19 protein-coding genes are annotated in these 21,651 nt (G+C 50.5%); 10 read left to right on the forward strand and 9 right to left on the reverse strand.

Annotated features, from left to right (window positions below):
- The 3 genes from hslO (at window position 1) to RN22_RS13625 (ending at window position 4,924) form a co-directional block, all read left to right on the forward strand.
- Window positions 1–876 (forward strand): Hsp33 family molecular chaperone HslO, encoded by an 876-nt coding sequence (hslO, locus tag RN22_RS13615; RefSeq protein ID WP_002539728.1) that lies wholly within the window; start codon window positions 1–3, stop codon window positions 874–876.
- 312 nt (window positions 877–1,188) lie between these two features.
- A complete protein-coding gene (gene pckA, locus RN22_RS13620; RefSeq protein ID WP_046305074.1) occupies window positions 1,189–2,820 on the forward strand; it encodes a phosphoenolpyruvate carboxykinase (ATP) in 1,632 nt (543 codons plus the stop codon).
- Between the two features lie 214 nt (window positions 2,821–3,034).
- Window positions 3,035–4,924 carry an AsmA family protein gene (locus RN22_RS13625; protein ID WP_046305076.1) on the forward strand — a complete coding sequence of 630 codons (1,890 nt, stop codon included), beginning with the start codon at window positions 3,035–3,037 and terminating at the stop codon, window positions 4,922–4,924.
- 13 nt (window positions 4,925–4,937) lie between these two features.
- Here the strand turns inward: RN22_RS13625 and RN22_RS13630 are convergent, their stop codons facing one another.
- From RN22_RS13630 to RN22_RS13640, 3 genes are read right to left on the reverse strand one after another with little or no spacing between them, the layout of a single operon-like run.
- Window positions 4,938–5,882 carry a bifunctional GNAT family N-acetyltransferase/hotdog fold thioesterase gene (locus RN22_RS13630; protein ID WP_046305078.1) on the reverse strand — a complete coding sequence of 315 codons (945 nt, stop codon included), beginning with the start codon at window positions 5,880–5,882 and terminating at the stop codon, window positions 4,938–4,940.
- Window positions 5,883–5,915: 33 nt separating this feature from the next.
- A complete protein-coding gene (gene dtd, locus RN22_RS13635) occupies window positions 5,916–6,350 on the reverse strand; it encodes a D-aminoacyl-tRNA deacylase (protein WP_002539721.1) in 435 nt (144 codons plus the stop codon).
- Between the two features lie 21 nt (window positions 6,351–6,371).
- Window positions 6,372–7,265: a virulence factor BrkB family protein gene (locus tag RN22_RS13640; RefSeq protein ID WP_046305081.1), complete on the reverse strand. Its 894-nt coding sequence runs from the start codon at window positions 7,263–7,265 to the stop codon at window positions 6,372–6,374.
- Between the two features lie 42 nt (window positions 7,266–7,307).
- Between RN22_RS13640 and RN22_RS13645 the strand changes: the two genes are divergently transcribed.
- Window positions 7,308–7,943 (forward strand): DUF2959 domain-containing protein, encoded by a 636-nt coding sequence (locus RN22_RS13645; protein ID WP_046305084.1) that lies wholly within the window; start codon window positions 7,308–7,310, stop codon window positions 7,941–7,943.
- Between the two features lie 137 nt (window positions 7,944–8,080).
- Complete coding sequence (locus RN22_RS13650; protein WP_002539716.1) at window positions 8,081–8,329, forward strand: GlsB/YeaQ/YmgE family stress response membrane protein; 249 nt, start codon at window positions 8,081–8,083, stop codon at window positions 8,327–8,329.
- 72 nt (window positions 8,330–8,401) lie between these two features.
- Here the strand turns inward: RN22_RS13650 and typA are convergent, their stop codons facing one another.
- Window positions 8,402–10,231, reverse strand: coding sequence for a translational GTPase TypA (gene typA, locus RN22_RS13655; protein ID WP_046305085.1), 1,830 nt, complete (start codon window positions 10,229–10,231; stop codon window positions 8,402–8,404).
- 623 nt (window positions 10,232–10,854) lie between these two features.
- Between typA and glnA the strand changes: the two genes are divergently transcribed.
- The 5 genes from glnA (at window position 10,855) to add (ending at window position 16,679) form a co-directional block, all read left to right on the forward strand.
- The gene (gene glnA / locus RN22_RS13660) at window positions 10,855–12,264 is read left to right on the forward strand and encodes a glutamate--ammonia ligase (RefSeq protein WP_046305087.1); all 1,410 of its coding nucleotides are present in this window, start codon (window positions 10,855–10,857) and stop codon (window positions 12,262–12,264) included.
- Between the two features lie 121 nt (window positions 12,265–12,385).
- Complete coding sequence (locus tag RN22_RS13665) at window positions 12,386–12,949, forward strand: DUF4124 domain-containing protein (RefSeq protein WP_046305090.1); 564 nt, start codon at window positions 12,386–12,388, stop codon at window positions 12,947–12,949.
- Window positions 12,950–13,069: 120 nt separating this feature from the next.
- Window positions 13,070–14,116 (forward strand): nitrogen regulation protein NR(II), encoded by a 1,047-nt coding sequence (gene glnL / locus RN22_RS13670; RefSeq protein WP_046305092.1) that lies wholly within the window; start codon window positions 13,070–13,072, stop codon window positions 14,114–14,116.
- A gap of 9 nt (window positions 14,117–14,125) precedes the next feature.
- A complete protein-coding gene (glnG, locus tag RN22_RS13675) occupies window positions 14,126–15,532 on the forward strand; it encodes a nitrogen regulation protein NR(I) (RefSeq protein ID WP_002539706.1) in 1,407 nt (468 codons plus the stop codon).
- A gap of 142 nt (window positions 15,533–15,674) precedes the next feature.
- A complete protein-coding gene (add, locus tag RN22_RS13680; protein ID WP_046305094.1) occupies window positions 15,675–16,679 on the forward strand; it encodes an adenosine deaminase in 1,005 nt (334 codons plus the stop codon).
- A gap of 352 nt (window positions 16,680–17,031) precedes the next feature.
- Here add and hemN read toward each other — a convergent pair whose 3' ends face one another.
- The 5 genes from hemN to RN22_RS13705 form a co-directional block, all read right to left on the reverse strand.
- Entirely contained in the window at window positions 17,032–18,405 is a 1,374-nt protein-coding gene (gene hemN / locus RN22_RS13685; RefSeq protein WP_002539701.1) for an oxygen-independent coproporphyrinogen III oxidase, read from the reverse strand.
- Between the two features lie 135 nt (window positions 18,406–18,540).
- Window positions 18,541–19,038 (reverse strand): DUF2489 domain-containing protein, encoded by a 498-nt coding sequence (locus RN22_RS13690; RefSeq protein ID WP_046305096.1) that lies wholly within the window; start codon window positions 19,036–19,038, stop codon window positions 18,541–18,543.
- The gene (gene yihI / locus RN22_RS13695; protein WP_046305098.1) at window positions 19,039–19,584 is read right to left on the reverse strand and encodes a Der GTPase-activating protein YihI; all 546 of its coding nucleotides are present in this window, start codon (window positions 19,582–19,584) and stop codon (window positions 19,039–19,041) included. It lies immediately after the preceding gene.
- On the reverse strand, window positions 19,581–20,228 hold the full coding sequence (locus RN22_RS13700; RefSeq protein ID WP_046305101.1) for a class I SAM-dependent methyltransferase: 648 nt from the start codon (window positions 20,226–20,228) through the stop codon (window positions 19,581–19,583). Before RN22_RS13700 ends, yihI begins: the two co-directional genes overlap by 4 nt.
- A 675-nt stretch (window positions 20,229–20,903) precedes the next feature.
- Entirely contained in the window at window positions 20,904–21,521 is a 618-nt protein-coding gene (locus RN22_RS13705; protein ID WP_046305103.1) for a cytochrome c, read from the reverse strand.
- Between the last annotated feature and the right edge of the window lie 130 nt (window positions 21,522–21,651).

Consider the following 21,651-nt stretch of genomic DNA (forward strand, 5'->3'; position numbering starts at 1 on the left):
ATGGCACAAGACAGTCTGCACCGTTACTTGTTCGATGGCGTCTCTGTACGCGGCGAACTGGTTCAACTTTCTGATTCATTCCAACAGCTGACGGGCAGCAAAAGCTATCCGGCACCGGTAAAAAACCTGCTGGGCGAGCTGATGGTCGCAACCAGCCTGCTGACAGCAACGCTGAAGTTTGAAGGCAGCATTACCGTACAAATTCAAGGTGACGGCCCAGTATCTCTGATTGTTATCAACGGTAACCACAATCAGGTACTTCGCGGCACGGCACGCTGGAACGGCGATCTGCCAGAAACCGCAACCCTGCCAGAACTCATGGGTAAAGGTCACATTGTGATCACCATCGAGCCGGAGCAAGGCGAGCGCTACCAAGGCATCGTCGGTTTGGAAGGTGACACGCTTCAGGAATGTCTGGAAGATTACTTCGCACGTTCTGAACAGCTGAAAACCCGTCTATGGTTACGCACCGGGGAAGCGGACGGCCAATCAAAAGCGGCTGGCATGCTGTTGCAAGTATTGCCGGATGGCATGGGCAAAGAAGACGATTTCGACCATCTGGCAAAACTGACTGAGACAGTGAAAAACGAAGAGCTGTTCTCGCTGGAAGCGCAGGAAGTGTTATACCGTCTTTACCACCAAGAAAATGTGAAAGTCTACGAGCCGAAAAGTGTGACATTCAAGTGTTCATGCTCGCGTGAGCGCAGCGCTTCTGCAATTGCTGCCATTGAGCGTCAGGAAGTTGAAAAAATGGTCGCTGAGACCGGAAATATCAAACTTCACTGCGACTACTGCGGTGCTGACTACGAATTCGACTCTGTTGATATTTCAGCAATTTTTGACCAAAACGGTCCATCATCAGAAGCCGTACATTAATAATTTTCTCAAATAATTAATGGTTAAAAATCCCTCAAAAACCGGCCTCTGAGCCGGTTTTTTTCTGCCAAATCTCCACTTTTCGCAAAAAAAGTACGCTGAACGCTAACCTCTTAATTTTGTACAAATAATAACCAATCTCGTGTGGCACACATGCGCAACATGACGGTAATATTATAAGTACAGACTGGTTAAGACTATTACAAACCCTTAATTTGTTTGTGGTTATTTTTTGAGTTAACTCTCTGAATTGACTAATTCAGGTTGCTAGCATGGACGACAGTTACATTACATCTTACCCAAGGAGCACCTATGACTGTCATGAACGTCGAAAAAAAGGTTGCAAATAATATCGATTTGTCAAAACACGGCTTACACGATGTTAAAGAGATTGTTCGTAACCCTACCTATGAACAACTTTTCGTTGAAGAAACAAAGCCGGAGCTGGAAGGATTTGAGAGAGGCACTGTAACGGAGCTAGGCGCAGTGGCTGTCGATACCGGGATTTTTACCGGTCGTTCTCCCAAAGACAAATACATTGTGCGCGACAACACTACCGAAAACACCCTGTGGTGGTCAGATCAAGGAACGAATGATAATAAGCCTATCGACCAACACGTCTGGGATGACCTTAAAGCCCTCGTTACCCGCCAACTATCAGGCAAACGTGTGTTTGTGATTGATGGTTACTGTGGCGCCAACCCCGATACCCGACTGAGCATCCGCGTGATCACCGAAGTGGCCTGGCAGGCACACTTCGTGAAAAACATGTTTATCCGCCCAACCGAAGAAGAGCTGGAAAACTTTGAACCTGATTTCGTGGTCATGAACGGTGCGAAGTGCGTCAACGAGAAGTGGCAGGAGCATGGTCTGAACTCCGAAAACTTCACGGTATTCAACCTGACTGAGCGCATGCAGCTCATCGGTGGCACCTGGTACGGCGGTGAAATGAAGAAAGGTATGTTCGCGATGATGAACTACTTCCTTCCGCTCCAGGACATTGCTTCTATGCACTGCTCCGCCAACATGAACAAAGACGGCGAAGTGGCTGTCTTCTTTGGTCTTTCCGGCACGGGGAAAACCACACTATCTACCGACCCAAAACGTGCACTGATCGGTGATGACGAGCACGGCTGGGATGACAACGGCATCTTCAACTTCGAAGGTGGCTGTTACGCGAAAACCATCAAGCTCTCTAAAGAAGCTGAGCCAGACATCTATAATGCGATTCGTCGCGATGCACTGCTCGAGAATGTCACCGTTCGCAACGACGGCTCCATTGATTTCGACGACGGTTCAAAAACAGAAAATACCCGTGTTTCTTACCCGCTTTATCACATTGAAAACATTGTGAAGCCGGTATCGAAAGGCGGCCATGCTAACAAAGTGATCTTCCTGTCTGCCGATGCGTTTGGTGTATTGCCACCAGTGTCTAAACTGACGCCTGAGCAAACCAAGTACCACTTCCTGGCTGGCTTCACCGCCAAACTGGCGGGTACTGAACGTGGTATCACCGAACCAACCCCAACCTTCTCAGCGTGCTTCGGCAATGCGTTCCTGACTTTACACCCAACCAAGTATGCAGAAGTACTGGTGAAGCGTATGGAAGCGTCAGGTGCAGAAGCCTATCTGGTCAACACTGGCTGGAATGGCTCAGGTAAGCGTATTTCTATTAAGGATACCCGCGCGATCATCGATGCGATTCTGGACGGCTCGATTGAAGAAGCTGAAACCAAAGTGGTGCCAATCTTCAATCTGGAAGTGCCTGTGAAGCTGCACGATGTTGATCCAGATATTCTGGATCCTCGTGACACTTACGTTGACCCTCTGCAGTGGGAAAGCAAAGCCGAAGATTTGGCAAAACGCTTTATCGACAACTTTGCGAAATACACTGACACCCCAGAAGGTCAGGCGCTGGTGAAAGCAGGCCCGCAGCTAGACTAACCGACAGTCGCCACAAACATAAAGATAGAAAGCCCCCTGCTCCGGGGGCTTTTTGTTTTGCAGTTTGACGGACAATCTCTAAATTCCTCCATTGCCTTGGCGCTGAAACAGATTACTGCTTGAATAACGTTGATTTTTGCGCCAACCTCAACAGAATCGCGGCGTAACACGCTGCCCCTTTCGCATCTGATAACCATAGAGAGAACATCGCCAAATGCGTTTCCTCGCCAAGTTGTTTGCCTCGCTTGTCATTATCACCTTGGTCGCATTGGGTGCGCTTATCACCGTACTCAGCACGAATTACGGCCTGCCATTGGTGCAAAAAACCGTGGCAACTCTCACGCCTTATACCTTGCGTGCCACCTCGCTGGATTACGATCTGCTCTCGCCTTTTTCCTTCACACTGATTGAGCCAGAACTGGTTGAACAGGAAACAGAAAACACCCTTTACCGTGCAGGCTACGCTTCAGCAGCGCTGTCGCTTTGGGACTCCATTGATGGTTCGCTGGTATTGCAAAGCGCAGTGATCCGCAAAGCGACGATTAATTTGGCCGACAAAGCGGCACTTCCGGAATCACTGTCGATAAAGCATCTTGCGCTGGACGATGTCGCCTACCAAAGCAGTGCGTTTGCGTTTGACCATGCCGATATTCAAATCGCCAACTGGCAAAATACCGAAGAGAAATGGGGAAGCTGGCAGGGACAGTTCCAATTCTCGGCACCCTCTCTTTCTATCGACGGTCAGACCCTGACCAACCTCTTGCTCGACAGTGAGCTGAATGAGGAAAAATGGGAAATTTGGGGCCTGTCGTTTAACAGCCAGTTTGGCAATATCACTGGCAGTGCCACCATTGAGGACCGCAAGGTCACACTCCACCAGCTTACATTGAGTGACGCACGTATTGAGCCTTCTGATAACCTTTCGAATCTCACTGCAATGTGGGCATCGCTGAGCGAAGATTACGACATTGCCATCAACCGCCTTGATTTGCTGGACGTCAGTGCATCTCTGGACACGCTTACCCTCGAGCATCTAAACCTCTCGGCGCAATCGGTCAACTTGCAGGGCGGCGAGTTGGTGTGGGCTGCCAACGATGCTTCCTCCCTGCTTTCTTTCAATGCCAATTTGATTAACTACGATACGTGGCTCTTGACCGATGTGCTGGCAGAGATGTCGCTTTCCCCTGCACGTATCGAGGTCGGTGCCTTTTCCTCCAAAGTGGATGACGAGGGGTATATCTCCTTTGCCGGTGACATGACACCAGCGTCACTTTCATTGCGCTCACTGGTATTGAATGGACTCACCCTTGAGCTTGAAGACGGGTTGTCCCGGTCACTTTCGACGTACTGGAAGGGTTTTGACAATATCCGGTTGAACAACCTTACTGTGAGACACACGAACATCACTGTGCCAGATCCGGCTTTCCCACTGCAGGTGATGGGTCTCAACCTGAAAGGAAAAGATTTACTGCTAAGGCAAGCCAGTCACAACGGGATGTGGCTAGGTGAGCTAACGGGGAGTGCTAAAGCCGCCAGCATCAACCGTATTCCGGTTTCCTCTCCGTATCTGGCAATGCGTGTCGAAGATGGCGTATGGCGGCTTGACCCATTGAGCCTGACGTTTCAACAAGGCCAGCTGGCCGCTAAGGCCAATGCCGACCTAACCAACCCAAGTCGTCCTTGGCTGTTTGAAGGCACAGGGCTCAGTTTGCCAACCGCCATTTATTCGCGCTGGTTGGGTCTGAACCTGCCTCTTGAAGGTGAACATGATCTGTCAGTGCGAGTCTCTGCACTGGGTGGTGATAAGGACAGTCTGGCTTACAGCCTGACCGGAGATCTCAAAGCCACACCGCACCGTACCGTGATGCTTGCTAACCAAGGAGAATCCTTCGGTCAATCTTTGTTGATGTTGTTTGCGGATAAAAGCGGGGAAGCGGAGAAGGTGGCACTGCCAGTGAGTCTTGGCGAAGTGAAAATCGCTGCCGATCGCGGCCGGATTGGGCTGGCTCCGCTCAGTTTAGTGCAGGAAGGACAGCGCTCAACGTTGTCGGGACAATGGGATCTGGTGACGGGCAATGGCGGATTGTCCCATTCACGCCAGTAAACAAGTTGGAAAATCAGCCAAACAGTAATGTTTGGCTTTCAATGGTATCTGCTGCTTTTTCCTGCTCAGGAACCAGCATGTAAGTGCCTGTGAAGGTCCCCGCCACATCATCGCCACTGTAGAAAGTGACTTCCAGTTTCACCCGGGCTTTGCGGCCGTTTTCAAGGCGATCGAGATCCCCACTTAGCCCATCAAGAGATACCGCAGCGCGTGGACGTTCCAGAATCGGCCGACGGTATCGGATATGGCTGTCAGCCAGCACGATGCTTGCTGATAACTGACGCTCTTTCATCAGCAGCCATACCATCCCCCAACCAGCAAGGGTTGCCATGCTGAACACACTGCCTGCAAACATGGAATCATGGGGATTGAGGTTGGCATTGAGCAGCGCGCAAATTTCAAAGCGGTAGCCAGTAAACTGATTGATGCGGATACCCATTTTGTCGCTGATGGGGATTTGCTGTTCCCAGCGCTGCTGAAGTTCGTGACACCATTCCGGGCGGCGCACTACATCGGACATCATATCGAGGGTTTTCAGCATCTGTTGGTGACGCACAGGGCCGCGCTCTTCACTCAGCTCACCCTGATTGACAAAACCGTTCTGGCTATAGAAACCAATGGCGTCTTCACGGGCGTTACAGACCAGTCGCTTCGCCCCTTCCTGCCGTGCCAGCGATTCCAGCGTCATCAGGATCAGTGCACCTAAGCCACGCTGTCGATATTGCGGAGCCACGGCCATGTAGCGAATTTGGCCGTCGTTGTCCGGTGTCAGGTAAAGACGGCCAATGGCGATCGGCTCACCTTTAGCGTCAACAATCATGCGGTGGTGAGAACCAACATCATAGGCGTCACGCTCAGAGCCTTCCGGCAGACGCCAAGGTTCACGAAGCATCTTCCAGCGAAAATGAAAATACGCTTGAAGCTCATCATCCTTGGTAGGGGTGATTAACCGAAACATCCTGTTTCTCTCCTCGTGAACCCAACTGGGTTATTAAACCTGCAGCCAGAAAGTCACCGGACCATCATTCACCAGGCTCACTTTCATGTCGGCTGCAAACACACCATTTTCTGTTTTGACACCGCTTTCGCGACAATATTGCGAAAACAATTGATAAAGACGATCCGCTTCCGCCGGAGGCGCGCCGTTAAAACTGGGACGCATCCCTTTGTTAGTGAGAGCTGTCAGCGTGAACTGGGAAACCACCAGTACCTCTCCACCCGCCTGTTGCACATTCAGGTTCATCTTGTCGTTTTCGTCACTGAACACGCGGTAACCCAGAACCTTCTCATGCAGGCGATGCGCTTTCTTGTCGTCATCGCCTTTTTCAACACCCAGCAGCACCAACAGCCCTTTGCCAATCGCACCAACGGTCTCGCCGTCAACCACCACACTGGCTTCGCTTACTCGCTGGATAAGCGCAATCATAGCAGCTCCTTTCTTATCGTCTTAATTATCAGTAAGTTGTTTTGGTTCTGAAGGGGTGGGGGTATCCCACATCTTGCGCTCGCCGAGCGAAGCGGTGATCTCAGCACCAATCAGCACGATACACCAGCTGAGATAGACCCAGACAAACAGCAAAGGGACCACAGCAAGCGCACCGTAAATCAGTTCATAGGACGGGAAATTGGTGGCATAGAAGGCAAAGCCTTTTTTACTGAATTCAAATAGCAGAGCAGCTGATATCGCCCCGGCAGATGCATGCGCAAGGCGCACCCGGCAATTAGGTACCAGCGTATAGAGCCCCAAAAATGCCAGGCCGGTGAGCAAAAACGGCAACCACTTCAGCAGGGTCGGTGCCCATATGTCTGCCCCATCAAGCTCGAGCAGGTTCAATGACCCCAGATAAGAGCTCACACCCAGACTGCTGCCCACCAACACAGGGCCAAGGGTCAGCACCATCCAGTAAATAGAAAACGACACCACAGGCGCGCGTTTGTGTTTAATTCGCCAAATGTAGTTCAGGCTCTTATCGATAGCCGAGATCAGCATCAAAGCCACCACAAACAGGAAGGCCACACCAACAGCAGTCATCTTGCCTGCATTCGCGACAAACTGGTTGAGGTATTGCTCTAACGCATCACCGGAAGCAGGGACAAAGTTATGCAGTACAAAAGTGCGGATCTGATCGCCGGCATCGGCAAAGCCCGGGATTAACGATAATGCCGACAGCACCACAGTGATGAGCGGTACCAGTGACAGCAAAGTGACATAAGCCATGTAACCGGCAGTCACTGTCAGGCGGTCATGAATAACACGTCGAATAAGATGCCTTGTGAAGGCGAACAGAATTTGCCCTACCTTGGGCAATGAATGCTTGAGTCGTTCCAATGCTTCAACCATAGTCTTTATTTAGAAAATTAATCATACACGAAGGAGTGTACCGTGCGCCTCATCTCCACCCTGCTTTTGTTTTTTACGCTGGCTGGCTGTCAGTCAGCTTACTACGCCACCATGGAAAAGGTTGGCGTGCATAAGCGTGACATCATGGCCGATCGCGTTGAGGCGGCTTCCGATGCACAGCAGGAAGCCAGCGAGCAGTTTACCAGTGCACTTGATGCACTCACCACTCTGACTAATTTTGATGGTGGAGAGTTACAAACAATGTACGACACCATCAACGATCAATATGAAGACAGCGAAGCTGCGGTGAAAAATGTGCGCGAGCGCATCGAAGCCGTAGAAGATGTGTCTGATGCCCTGTTCGATGAGTGGCGCGAAGAGTTGTCACTCTATTCCAGTGCCACGCTTCGCCGTGACAGCGAACGTAAACTAAAGGAAACCGAACGCAGTTACGCACAAATGCTGTCTGCGATGAAAAAAGCAGAAAGCAAAATGGAGCCGGTTCTCGACACATTACGTGATAACACCCTTTACCTGAAGCACAACCTCAATGCCGCTGCGATTGGCGCCTTGAAGGGAGAGTTTGCTGGTTTAGAAAATGAAATAAATCGCGCAATCAAAGACATGCAAACCGCTATTGCAGAGTCAGAGCGTTTCTTGGCAACGTTAAAGAACTAGAGTGTAGGCTCTAACTGTCTCAATGCTTTTCTCGAAGTTGAAACAGACGGTGTGAGACAAACTACCGTAATGTGTGCCCAGGCAATTTACTGCCTGCATTCAACGGTAGTACCGTTTCTCAACTTGGAGGAGAAAATATGAGCATTATTTCTTGGATCATTCTTGGCTTACTCGCAGGTATTCTGGCGAAGTGGATCATGCCTGGAAAAGACGGTGGCGGTTTCATCATCACTACCCTGCTGGGTATTGCAGGCGCCGTGGTGGGCGGCTGGGTCAGCACACTGCTGGGCATTGGCACCACAACCGGTCTGAGTATTGGCGGCATCGTGATGGCAACAGTGGGCGCACTTATCCTGCTGTTTGTTTATAACAAGTTCGTCAAATAACGCAGAAAAACAAAAGCGATAGATACAAAAAAGCCTCCCAACCGGGAGGCTTTTTTACGTTCCTAAGAAGGCTTACTTGCTGCCGCGGCTTGCGCGCTTACGGTCAGTTTCTGTCAGCAGTTTCTTACGGATACGGATGCTCTCAGGGGTCACTTCTACCAGTTCGTCGTCATCGATGAACTCCAGTGCCTGCTCAAGCGTGTACTTGATTGGTGAAGTCAGCACCTGTGCGTCATCAGTACCTGATGCACGTACGTTAGTCAGCTGCTTACCTTTCAGCGCGTTAACAGTCAGGTCGTTGTCACGGCTGTGAATACCGATAACCATACCTTCATAAACTTCAACACCGTGACCGATAAACAGACGACCACGCTCCTGCAGGTTGAACAGGGCGTTAGTCAGGGCTTTACCCGCTGCGTTCGCAATCAGTACGCCGTTGTTACGCTGGCCGATGTTGCCGCCTTTGTGTGGACCGTAGTGGTCATAGGTGTGGTACATCAGACCTGAGCCAGAAGTCAGGGTCATGAACTCAGTCTGGAAGCCAATCAGGCCACGAGATGGCATGATGAAGTCCATACGTACACGGCCTTTACCGTCTGGAGACATGTCTTTCAGCTCACCTTTACGCAGGCCGATTTTCTCCATGATGCCGCCCTGGTGCTCTTCCTGAACGTCGATGGTTACGGTCTCAAACGGTTCCATCAGCTGGCCATCTTCTTCTTTCAGAATAACTTCTGGGCGAGATACAGCAAGCTCGAAGCCTTCACGACGCATGTTTTCGATCAGGATAGACAGGTGCAGTTCACCACGACCTGAAACGCGGAATTTATCCGGGTCTTCAGTTTCTTCAACGCGCAGTGCAACGTTGTGAACCAGTTCTTTCTGCAGACGCTCAAGGATGTTACGTGAAGTCACGAACTTACCTTCTTTACCTGCGAAAGGAGAGGTGTTCACCTGGAAAGTCATCGTCACAGTTGGTTCGTCAACAGACAGCGCTGGCAGCGCTTCAACCGCGTTCACGTCACAGATGGTGTCAGAGATTTTCAGCTCACCCAGACCTGTGATTGCGATGATGTCACCTGCCGCTGCAGATGCAACGTCATGGCGCTCAAGGCCCAGGTAACCCAGTACAGTACCGACTTTACCGTTACGGGTCTTACCGTCAGCACCTACGATGGTCACTTGCTGGTTAGGTTTTACAGAACCGCGGGTCACACGGCCAACACCGATAACGCCAACGTAAGAGCTGTAGTCCAGCTGAGAGATCTGCATTTGCAGAGAGCCTTCGGTATCAACTTCTGGTGCTGATACGTTATCAACGATAGCCTGGAACAGTGGTTCCATGTTCTCGCCGGTTTCGCCTTCTTCCAGTGTCGCCCAACCGTTTAGTGCTGATGCGTAAACCACTTGGAAGTCCAGCTGCTCGTCAGTTGCACCCAGGTTATCGAACAGGTCAAACACCTGATCCATTACCCAGTCAGGACGCGCGCCAGGACGGTCGATTTTGTTGATAACAACGATTGGCTTCAGACCGTGTGCGAACGCTTTTTGCGTTACAAAGCGAGTTTGTGGCATTGGGCCATCAACTGCGTCAACGATCAGAAGTACAGAGTCAACCATCGACATGATACGTTCCACTTCACCACCGAAGTCGGCGTGTCCTGGGGTATCTACGATGTTGATGCGGTAATCATTCCAGTTAATCGCGGTGTTCTTCGCCAGAATGGTAATGCCACGCTCTTTCTCGATGTCGTTCGAGTCCATGACGCGTTCTTCGTGCTCGCCACGGGTTTCCAGGGTGCCAGACTGCTGAAGCAGTTTGTCAACCAGGGTGGTTTTACCGTGGTCAACGTGCGCGATGATCGCGATGTTTCTTAGTTTATCTATCTGTAAAGTAGACATGGGTTCTCTTTCACTCAAAAAAGATGTGCCGCCAAAAGCCCCGGCTTTGCCGAAAGCGCTCACCGCCACTGATTAAAAATCCGGCCGTAATTTACCAGATTTTTATTGAAAACCCACGAAATATGTGACTTAGGATCAATTTATATTCGTTCTGCCTTGTTACCGACACAAAAAGTCCACTTTGGAAGTCTGTCTCCATCCCTTATCCAATACTGTCTGAGAGCCAACAGTGCGCTACATTTGGGCAACATTTTTCTCCCTTATCATGGGTCGACTTCTTGCGTTTTTTATTGCACCACAATAGGCCGAATTTCGATCCACCTCACAGCTCCAACATTGTCTTATCCATCACATTGATCTGACGTTGACAACATAGCCGAACCGCTGCTGAATGAGTTGATTGGCACGCAACCCTTCCAGTTGCACTATATTGGTGCGGACGCGCACCATAATTGATCGAAGTAACGCACTTTTTTAAGTCATTTTCGTGTAACAGCGCGGAATGACTGGGATTTCAAACTTGGCACACTTTTAGCTTTAGTGGAGCCAGACCCATTTTTTGGTGGAACGCATAGAAGCAACTTCACCAAGTTAGAGAACAATGACACCGGAGGTTTATTCACATGTCAGTAGAAAACGTACTCGCCTTAATCCAAGAGCACGAAGTTAAGTTTGTTGACCTGCGCTTCACCGATACCAAAGGTAAAGAGCAACACATCTCAATCCCAGCACACCAGATCGACGCGGACTTCTTCGAAGAAGGTAAAATGTTCGACGGTTCATCTGTTGCAGGTTGGAAAGGCATTAACGAGTCAGACATGGTGATGATGCCTGACGCGTCTTCAGCAGTACTTGACCCATTCACGGAAGACGCAACGCTGAACGTACGTTGTGACATTCTTGAGCCAGCAACTATGCAGGGCTACGACCGTGACCCACGTTCTATCGCAAAACGCGCTGAAGACTACATGCGCTCTACCGGTATCGCAGACACTGTTCTGATCGGTCCTGAGCCAGAGTTCTTCCTGTTTGACGATGTGAAATTCGCGACTGACATGTCAGGTTCTTTCTTCAAGATTGACGACGTAGAAGCAGCATGGAACACCGGTTCTGATTTCGAAGGCGGTAACAAAGGTCACCGTCCAGGCGTTAAAGGCGGTTACTTCCCAGTAGCACCAGTTGATTCATCTCAAGACATCCGTTCAGCAATGTGTCTGGTTATGGAAGAGATGGGTCTGGTTGTTGAAGCACACCACCACGAAGTAGCAACTGCAGGCCAGAACGAAATCGCAACGCGTTTCAACACCCTGACCAGCAAAGCGGATGAAATCCAAATCTACAAGTACGTTGTTCACAACGTAGCACACGCATTTGGTAAGACTGCGACCTTCATGCCTAAGCCACTGGTTGGCGATAACGGTTCAGGTATGCACGTTCACCAATCTCTGGCGAAAGACGGTCAGAACCTGTTCGCTGGCGACAAGTACGGCGGCCTGTCTGAAACTGCACTGTTCTACATCGGCGGTATCATCAAGCACGCTCGCGCAATCAACGCATTCGCGAACGCGTCTACCAACTCATACAAGCGTCTGGTTCCAGGCTTCGAAGCTCCAGTTATGCTGGCATACTCTGCACGTAACCGTTCTGCTTCTATCCGTATCCCAGTGGTACCAAGCCCGAAAGCACGTCGTATCGAAGTTCGCTTCGGTGATCCATCTGCTAACCCATACCTGGCGTTCGCAGCAATGCTGATGGCTGGTCTTGACGGTATTAAGAACAAGATCCACCCTGGCGATGCAATGGATAAAGACCTGTACGACCTGCCAGCAGAAGAAGCAGCAGAAATCCCAACTGTTGCTGAGTCTCTGCAGCAAGCTCTGCAAGCACTGAGCGACGACCGTGAGTTCTTGACTTCAGGCGGCGTGTTCTCTGATGACTTCATCGATTCTTACATCGCACTGAAATCTCAGGATGTTGAGAAGGTGAACATGACCACTCACCCACTGGAATTCGAACTGTACTACTCAGTGTAATTCAACGGGTTTCATACCAAATCAAAGGGCTCGCTCACAGGCGGGCCCTTTTTCTATTGTCTGGATTTCTCCCCCACGGAAAATAGGTTTGTTGGCATCCCGCCAGAAACTCAAGGAATTCATGATGCGCAAAATAGGTATGCTCCTTTTTGGTGCACTGTCTGTGTCCGCCAGCGCGGGTGAGTATTACCGCTGGGTTGATGAAAATGGCACTCTGCATTTCAGCGATTCGCCACCTTCCGTGAGTTTGGATCTCGAGGTGGAGTTAGGTACGATTCCTCTGCCCGCTCAGAGGCCATCCAATGTTGTTTCACCTGCCGCTCCGGAAGCGCCGCCCATACCTGATACCCCCGAAGCGCCGACGCTGGCCAGCTCAATTTCCCTGCTCTCTCCGGGCGATGAGGCCACCATTCGCAGTAATGAAGGCAGTATCACCCTCAACATTTCTACCGACCTGCCACTAGGGAAAAATCAATCTGTTCGCGCCGTGATTGATGGAAAGAAACAGCCTGCCTCAAAAGGTGCATCTCTCACCGTAACGAACGTCGATCGAGGCACCCACACCATAAAGGTGCAATTACTACAAGATGGCAAGGTAATTGCAGCATCCCATTCAATAACCGTGTATCTGCATCGGGCAACCAAGAAAAAAGCACTGCCTCCGGGCAAGCCAAGCCCCAGATAACACAGGTTAAGACGCTATTTGGCAGCGCTGCTGTAGAAAGCGGTTTTTCTTCGCTGCACAACAACGCACTATCGAGTAAACTAGATTGCACCATATTAGTGCAATCAAAAGGAAGGTAATGTGGCCACGCTGACCGAAACTGTTATGGATAACCTGATCACTGCGGTGTTGGTGCTTGATAATGATCTTGTTGTCACCTATGCCAACCCTGCAGCCGAGCAACTGCTCTGCCTGAGTGCACGTCGTTTACTAGAGCATCCCCTTCCCGAACTGTTGCAACACTGTTCAATCGACCTCAGCCTGGTCAAGGAAACGCTTTCTGGCGGTCAAGGACTCACCGACAGCGATGTCACCATCGTCGTAGATGGCCACCAGCGCAAAGTAGAGTTGAGTGCCAGCCCTTTGATGTGGGCGCGTAGTCCTTCCATGCTGATTGAAATCAAAGCCATTGGCCATCAACAGCAAATCAGTAAAGAGTTGCAGCAGCAAGCACAACAGCAGGCAGCCAAAGAACTGGTGCGTGGACTTGCTCATGAAATTAAAAACCCGCTCGGTGGCCTTCGTGGTGCAGCTCAGCTTTTAGAGAAAATGCTGCCCGACCCAAATCTTGCAGAATATACCCGCATCATCATTGAGCAGGCTGACCGTCTGCGCAATCTGGTCGACAGGCTGCTAGGGCCACAAAAGCCCGGTCACCGCCAACAAGAAAACATCCACGTCATACTGGAGAAAGTTCGCCAGCTGGTTGAACTCAGTGCAGATAAAGTGGTGGTAGAACGTGACTACGACCCCAGCCTGCCCGACATTGAGATGGATCCTGACCAGATGGAACAGGCCATTCTTAACGTGGTGAACAATGCAGCGCAAATTATGGGAGACAGCCCAAATGCTGAAATCGTTCTCCGCACCCGTACTGAGCATCAAGTCGTGATTGGCGGGAAACGCCACCGTTTGGCTGCACGTATCGATATTTCTGACAATGGTCCTGGCATTGCCCCTGAGCTCCAGGACACCTTGTTTTATCCCATGGTGTCAGGGCGCCCCGGAGGCACAGGGCTTGGACTTTCCATTACCCGAAACCTCATAGATCAGCATAAAGGCAAGATTTACGTTAATAGCTGGCCGGGACACACCACTTTCACCATTTTGTTACCAATTCGTCGCTAAGGGGAGAATATGAGCAAAGGACTAATCTGGGTCGTCGATGACGACAGCTCAATCCGCTGGGTACTGGAACGCACCCTGAGCGCAGCTGGGCTTGCTTGTGAAACTTTCGCCGACGCTGACAGCGTGCTGGATGCATTAAACCGGGAAGTCCCGGATGTACTTGTCTCCGATATCCGCATGCCAGGCACCGATGGCTTCACCCTGCTAAACCGTCTGCAATCTGAATACCCGACGCTGCCCGTCATCATCATGACGGCTCACTCGGATCTGGATGCTGCGGTGAGCGCGTATCAGAAAGGGGCATTTGAATACCTGCCAAAACCGTTTGATATTGATGAAGCCGTCGCGTTGGTTGAGCGCGCCGTCTCCCACAGTCAGGAGCAAAAACGCCAGCGCTCTCCCAAGGAAACCATGGAAGCCGCACCGGAGATTATCGGTGAAGCGCCTTCTATGCAGGAAGTTTTCCGCGCCATCGGTCGCCTTTCCCGTTCATCGATTTCCGTATTGATCAACGGTGAGTCAGGTACGGGTAAAGAGCTGGTTGCCCATGCTCTTCACCGCCACAGCCCACGTGCGTCAAACTCTTTTATCGCGCTTAACATGGCGGCCATCCCTAAAGACTTGATTGAATCAGAACTGTTTGGTCACGAGAAAGGGGCCTTTACCGGTGCCAACAATGTCCGTCAGGGCCGCTTTGAGCAGGCCAATGGCGGCACCCTGTTTCTGGATGAAATCGGTGATATGCCGCTCGATATCCAAACCCGTCTGCTGCGCGTGCTGGCCGATGGCCAGTTTTATCGTGTCGGCGGCCATCAGGCCATCAATGTGGATGTCCGCATCATTGCAGCAACCCACCAGAACCTTGAAAGGTTGGTCGCTGAAGGCAGTTTTCGTGAAGACTTGTTCCACCGCCTGAACGTCATTCGTGTTCACCTTCCACCGCTTCGTGAACGTCGTCAGGATATCGGTCAACTCGCCAAACACTTTCTCAAGCGAGCTTCTGATGAGCTCGATATCGAGGTCAAATCACTGCACCCGACCACGCTGGATTTAATGTCAGGTCTTTCCTGGCCCGGTAACGTACGCCAGCTTGAAAACACCTGTCGCTGGCTGACAGTGATGGCGAGCGGTAAAGAAATTTTGCCCGAAGACTTGCCGCCAGAGCTGATGCAACCTGAATCAATGGAAAGTACCGGCGAAGGTGACAGCTGGCAGGCCGCGCTATCCCAATGGGCCCGTCTGTCGCTGGATAACGGTGATGACAATCTGCTACGTGAAGCCTTGCCTGAATTTGAACGTATCTTGCTGCGTGAAGCACTCAGCCACACACGGGGGCACAAGCAGGAAGCAGCAAAACTGCTTGGTTGGGGACGTAACACTCTGACCCGTAAGCTCAAAGAGCTTCAAATGCCATAAACCCAAAACAGCTCACCATTTAAACAAATTTGGTAAACAACCTTTTCAAAACCGCCTTTTTAGGCGGTTTCCTTTTCCTGCCCTACTGACGACCTTGTATTTAGTCCTTATACTTGCCAAAAGTTGATTTAAGGATATTCACATGATCGCAACCCACCTTCCTCTGACGGACCTGCACCGTCACCTTGATGGCAATATTCGTATTAACACCATTCTGGAACTGGGTCAGAAGTTCGGCATGACGCTTCCTGCTGACACTATCGACACACTCCGCCCACACGTTCAGGTTATGTCTAACGAGCCGGATCTGGTTGGTTTCCTGTCCAAGCTGGATTGGGGTGTCGCTGTACTGGGCGATCTGGATGCGGTTCGCCGTGTTGCCTATGAAAACGTCGAAGACGCACTGAATGCACGCATTGACTATGCAGAGCTGCGCTTCTCACCTTACTACATGGCGATGAAGCACCAACTGCCAGTGCAAGGTGTGGTGGAAGCGGTGATTGATGGCGTTCAGGCTGGTAGCCGTGACTTCGGCGTGAAAACCAACCTGATTGGTATCATGAGCCGTACTTTTGGTGTGGAAGCCTGCATGCAAGAGCTGGATGCGCTGTTGGCACTGAAAGAGCACCTGGTTGCTATCGATTTGGCCGGTGACGAGCTGGGCCAGCCGGGTCACCAGTTCAACGACCACTTTGCCAAAGTCCGTAAAGCCAACCTGAATGTGACTGTGCACGCTGGCGAAGCAGCTGGGGCAGAAAGCATGTGGCAGGCAATCAATGAGCTGGGCGCAACCCGTATCGGCCATGGTGTGAAAGCCATCGAAGACCCATCTTTGATGGAGTTTCTGGCGAAGAACCGTATTGGCATTGAGTCTTGCCTGACCTCTAACGTGCAAACCAGCACCGTGGCTTCATTGGAAGCACACCCGGTGAAACAATTCCTGGCACAAGGCATTCTGGCAACGTTAAACACCGATGACCCTGCAGTATCAGGTATCGAGTTGCCTTACGAATACGAAGTAGCCGCACCACAGGCTGGTCTGAGCCAAGCGCAAATCACTCAGCTTCAAGCGAACGGCATGGAAATCGCGTTCCTGTCTGATAGCGAAAAAGCGGAACTGAAAGCCAAAGCGGCATCCCGCGGCTAATCCGTTCACCTGAAAAATATCCTGAAAACACCGGCAAAAGCCGGTGTTTTTTTGTTCAAAACTCAAGTAGAATGCCGCCGAATTTTAAGCAACCAAGGTCAATGCAAAGCCTTTGCTTTGATAATCCCCTTGGTTGAAAACCCATATTTACGCCGGATAAGAAGTATCATGTTCGACGCACTGTTTACCGCAAATGAAATTGTTGCTGCTGGCCCAGGTCAACTGGCAGCGGCAGCTCTGGCTGTGGTGCTGGCTATTTTCAGCATCGGCAGCGGCGTATAACGCCCCATCAACAGCCAACAAAAAAGCCGCAATCAGCGGCTTTTTTCGTTTCTTGTGGTGTGAGACAGCATTAAATCACGCGGGAAAACTGCTGCTGACGCGCTCTGTCACGCAAGTAAGTGTCAAAGCACATGCAGATGTTGCGAATCAGCAGGCGCCCTTTCAGCGTCACTTTAATGGTATCTGCATCGATGCTCACCAGCTCATCATCGACAAAGCACTGCAGTAAATCCAAATCTTCCGCAAAGTAGGTATCGAAGGAAACATCAAACTCGCGTTCAATCGCACGCTTGTCCAGGGTGAAGTTGCAGATCAGCGATTTGATGACTTCGCGGCGAAGCAAATCATCGCCATCCAGCATCACGCCTTTCCACAGCGCATGGCGTTGCTCGTCGACCTGACCGTAGTATTTCTTCAGCTCTTTCTGGTTCTGTGCATAGCAATCACCAATCATGGAAATCGCTGACACCCCCAACCCCAGCAGATCGCAATCGCCTTGGGTGGTGTAACCCTGGAAGTTTCTGTGGAGGATGCCTTCACGCTGCGCTACCGCCAGTTCATCATCCGGCAAGGCAAAGTGGTCCATACCGATAAACTGGTAGCCTGCGCCAGTCAGGGTGTTAATGGTTTGCTCCAGCATCGCCAGTTTTTCCTGTGGCGATGGCAAATCGTCTTCTTTGATTTTTCGCTGCGCCGCGAACAGCTGTGGCAGGTGCGCATAGTTGAAAACAGACAAACGGCCCGGCTGCATGGTCAGCACCTGCTCTAATGTCTTAGCAAAGGTTGCACTATCTTGGTGCGGAAGGCCATAAATCAGATCCAGGTTGGTCGAGCGAAAGCCCAATTCTTTGGCACGCACCACCATGGCTTTGATGAAGTCTTCATCCTGCTCACGGTTCACCGCTTTCTGAACTGTCTTATCGAAATCCTGCACGCCGATACTTAGACGGTTGAAGCCTTCACTGCGCAGGTGATCCAGCATGTCGAGTTCAATCTCACGCGGATCCACTTCGATACTGATTTCTGCATCGGCATTGAGACGGAACTCTTCACGCAACAGGGACATCAGTCGGGAGATCTGTTCCTTGGTCAGAAAGGTTGGCGTACCGCCCCCCCAGTGCAGTTGAGTCACGTTTCGGTCGCGAAGCAGGTATGCACGTTGACGGATTTCCAGTTCCAGCGCATCAAGATACTGATCCGCTTTGTGTGCATGACGGGTGATCACCTTGTTACAGCCACAGTAGTAGCAAAGGGTGTGGCAGAACGGGATATGCACATACAGAGACAGATTACGATCTGGGTATTGGGTGCACGCCATATCAAACTCAGCCGCCGTGAAAACCTCATGGAATTCCAGTGCGGTTGGGTAAGAGGTGTAACGCGGCCCTGAGTAGTTATACTTCTCGATCAGTGCCTGATCCCAGATAATTTGCTGCTTAGACATGTATGTTCCCGCCAAAATGAACAACCGGAAAGTGTAAGTTGGCTAATTCTGCCACACTCTCCGGCTGCTAAGAATTGTTCCCGCACAAGGAACGGGAAAATTGTTGGTCAGATCGTACCTTTTATGGCTGAGTCGTTAACTCGCTAAGGTACGCACTGGCGTCATTTTTGCGCCAGTAAATGCGAGGATTTCCTCAAGCTCTGTATGAATGGCCTGCTGAAGACGGGCTTCCGCCTTCATACGCGCCATGTCGTGGCGCATGCGTTCACGCTTTTCGATCTTCTTACGCGCATCGCCGCGTGGCATGTCTTTCACCACATCATACAATTCGTAAAGTGCGGGGAAGCGCTCAGGGAATTCTACGCGCTTCTCTCCCTGCAGGTGGTCCATGATCATGTAAAGACGGATAGCCGCTTCTGACAGGTCGCACTGCTCTTGCAGTGTCGCCATGGCAATCACATCTACACTCTCAATGATTTTCTCGTTACGTTGCTTGATAGCGGCGTTCATCGCCTTTTCCTGCATTTTGGTTTGATGGCGAAGTTTCGACAACAACCAGCCTGCATACACAGCCAAACCGAGAATGATGGCACCACCGAGTACCACAACACCTATAGGAAGAGTTTCCAACACTTACTCCTGGTCAAATTTGAAGTTTTCAAACTCCGCCAGCAAATCGTCGTCATCGCGGCGTTTGTTTTTCTTCGGTGCTTCTTCCACTTCAGGCTCGTCCTCTTCGAACAGACCCAGTTGCTTCATTAGCACCTCAATGCGATCCAGCTTCTCATCAACATATTGCTGAAGGCCTGCGCCCAAGCTATCACCGTTTTCAATACGGTCGAGAAGCACATTTAGTTGCGCATCATTTTCCAACATTTCCAATTCCTGCTCAGCGCTCAGGCGACGGGCCTTCTTCGCTTCTGCTGATTTTGGATGTGGTTTGGCTTCTACCACCAACTGGATAGGCTTTTTGCTGCCCAGACGCGGATCGCGCTGCGCTTGCGCCTGACGCTGTTGCGCGGTTTTGCCTTCCGAGTGGCGTGAGCCAGACTTCAGACCTTTACGCTTGTTCTTCCGCTTACGCGCCAACGCAGCAATATCTTCTCTAGTCAGCGACTTTTCGCTGTATTGCGCAGGACCTTCAGAGCCAACTTTGCGGGCTTTTTTCTTGCGGGTCATTCGTTTTTCTTCCTCAGTAAAATTACGTCGTTACCAACAAAGTCCACGTCAAGACCATCACGCTCGGCCAAAAAGCGGAACGTTTCGCGACTGAAAAAACTCACGTGGGTTGGGTCATTTTTGTAATGCCAGCTTTTGAAAGCTGGAGCATCAATAACGAGCTTGGTCATAATGGCTAACCAGCCTCCCGGCTTGACCAAGTTCAGCAATTGTCTCCATTCCCTGTGAGGCATATAAAAGTGTTCAATGGCTTCTGTACAGGTCACGAAATCATACGTGGCGTCCAACGCACTGAGGTTGGGCGCAAAATACGGATCGTAAACAGCCATTTGGTGTCCGGCTTCTTCAAGCATGGCGGCTAAAGCCGGACCTGGACCACATCCAAAGTCTAAGCCTTGCTTGGCGCCCTTACCCATTTTTTCCATAAGCGGTGTCGCGAGACGGCTTAGGAAACGTCGATAGCCTTCATCTTCCACGACATTTTCATGTTTGTCGTAGACGGCTTTTTCTTCTTCCGGTGATAACAGGCACTCAGGGTCTGCAAAGACCAGGTAGCATTCCTGACAACGGAAGTAACGGCGACGTCTATCCTGCTCGAAATCGGCTATATCAGCAGATCTACATAGAGGGCATTCAAGGGACATGGGGATTTCTACACCAAATTGAATGGCGGGAAATGTAGCAGAAAGTTGAATAAGAAAAAAGCGACAGGCAAAGCCTGTCGCTCTATAGCGTTCTAATGAACGGATTTACCGTTTTCATCCCTAACAGTAACACCACATCCCGGTGAATAAGGGTCCTTCTAAGCGCGGGCATCCTGCCGTTTTTATTTGAGTTATTACTCGCAACGTCCTGTCGTCATCACCATCCTGGTGTGTGTCCTAACCTTTCGTCCTGAAGGTGGTCCATGCTGAGTGTGAATCCTTCACACTTTTGAATGCCGTCCTGACAACATAACGTCCTGGTTTCTGAGGCTTTCCTAAGCCAAAGTCCGTTTGAATCCTTGCGCAGCCCTGCGAAATCGTCCTGATTGTCCTTTCCGTGTCGTGCTCCTGTCGACATGAATAAGTTTACGCTTTCGCACTTTTCAAAACAGGCGGTAACTCACAATTCAAACCATCACCAAATGCACTTAAAAAGTATCTTTCTGAAATATAGAAGAAAAAAATAAAAACCAGCAAATATTTAAGCACCTTTCTCTATAAAGAATGGTCAATCGCTTACAAGATCATGGGAAATAATAGAAACCCAAACGAAAAAAGGCAGCGAACGCTGCCTTTTTGACGTCTTTTTGCGCAATCTGACTATTGCACAGTCTGTTAGTGCAGACCGCCTACATAGTTCGAGATAGCTTCGATTTCTTTATCTGACAGCTTCTGCGCCACAATGCGCATCATGCCGTTAAGGTCGTTGTTGCGCTTACCGTCACGGAATGCCATCAGCTGAGCTTTCATGTAATCGGCGTTTTGACCGGAAATTTTCGGGAAGCCTGACAGTGCGGTGCCATTACCACGCGGGCCGTGACACGCAATACAAGCTGCAATACCACGCTCTTGGTCACCAGCCATGTACAGCTCTCTACCGATTTCGATAGAAGATTCCGGAGTCGTACCCGGCTTCGCTGTTTGTGATGCGTAGTATGCCGCCAAATCTGCCATGTCTTGCTCAGACAGTGCAGCCACCATTCCAGCCATCACGGCATTGTTACGACCTTGTTCACCGCCAGTCGTCATACCCAGCTTGAACTCTTTGAGCTGCTTAAAAAGGTATTTTTCGTGCTGACCTGCAAGGCTAGGGTTGGCGGGAATGACGCTGTTACCGTCTGCACCGTGACAAGCGGCACAAGTGGCTGATTTTGCTTTACCTGCTTCTGCATCGCCTTGTGCAAAGGCAGTAAAGCTCGCGAATAAAGTGAGTAGTAGCGCTAATCTCTTCATGACATTCCATTTATAATTATCAAGCTTCCAATACCACGATGCCCACGCCATCATGATACAATCATCGAGCAAAAACCGAGCACGGTCATTTTACACAATTTCACATAAAAGTAATCAGTCGACTACATAA

It is taken from the genome of Grimontia sp. AD028 (genome assembly GCF_000973155.1).
GTDB classification, from domain to species: Bacteria; Pseudomonadota; Gammaproteobacteria; order Enterobacterales; family Vibrionaceae; genus Enterovibrio; species Enterovibrio indicus.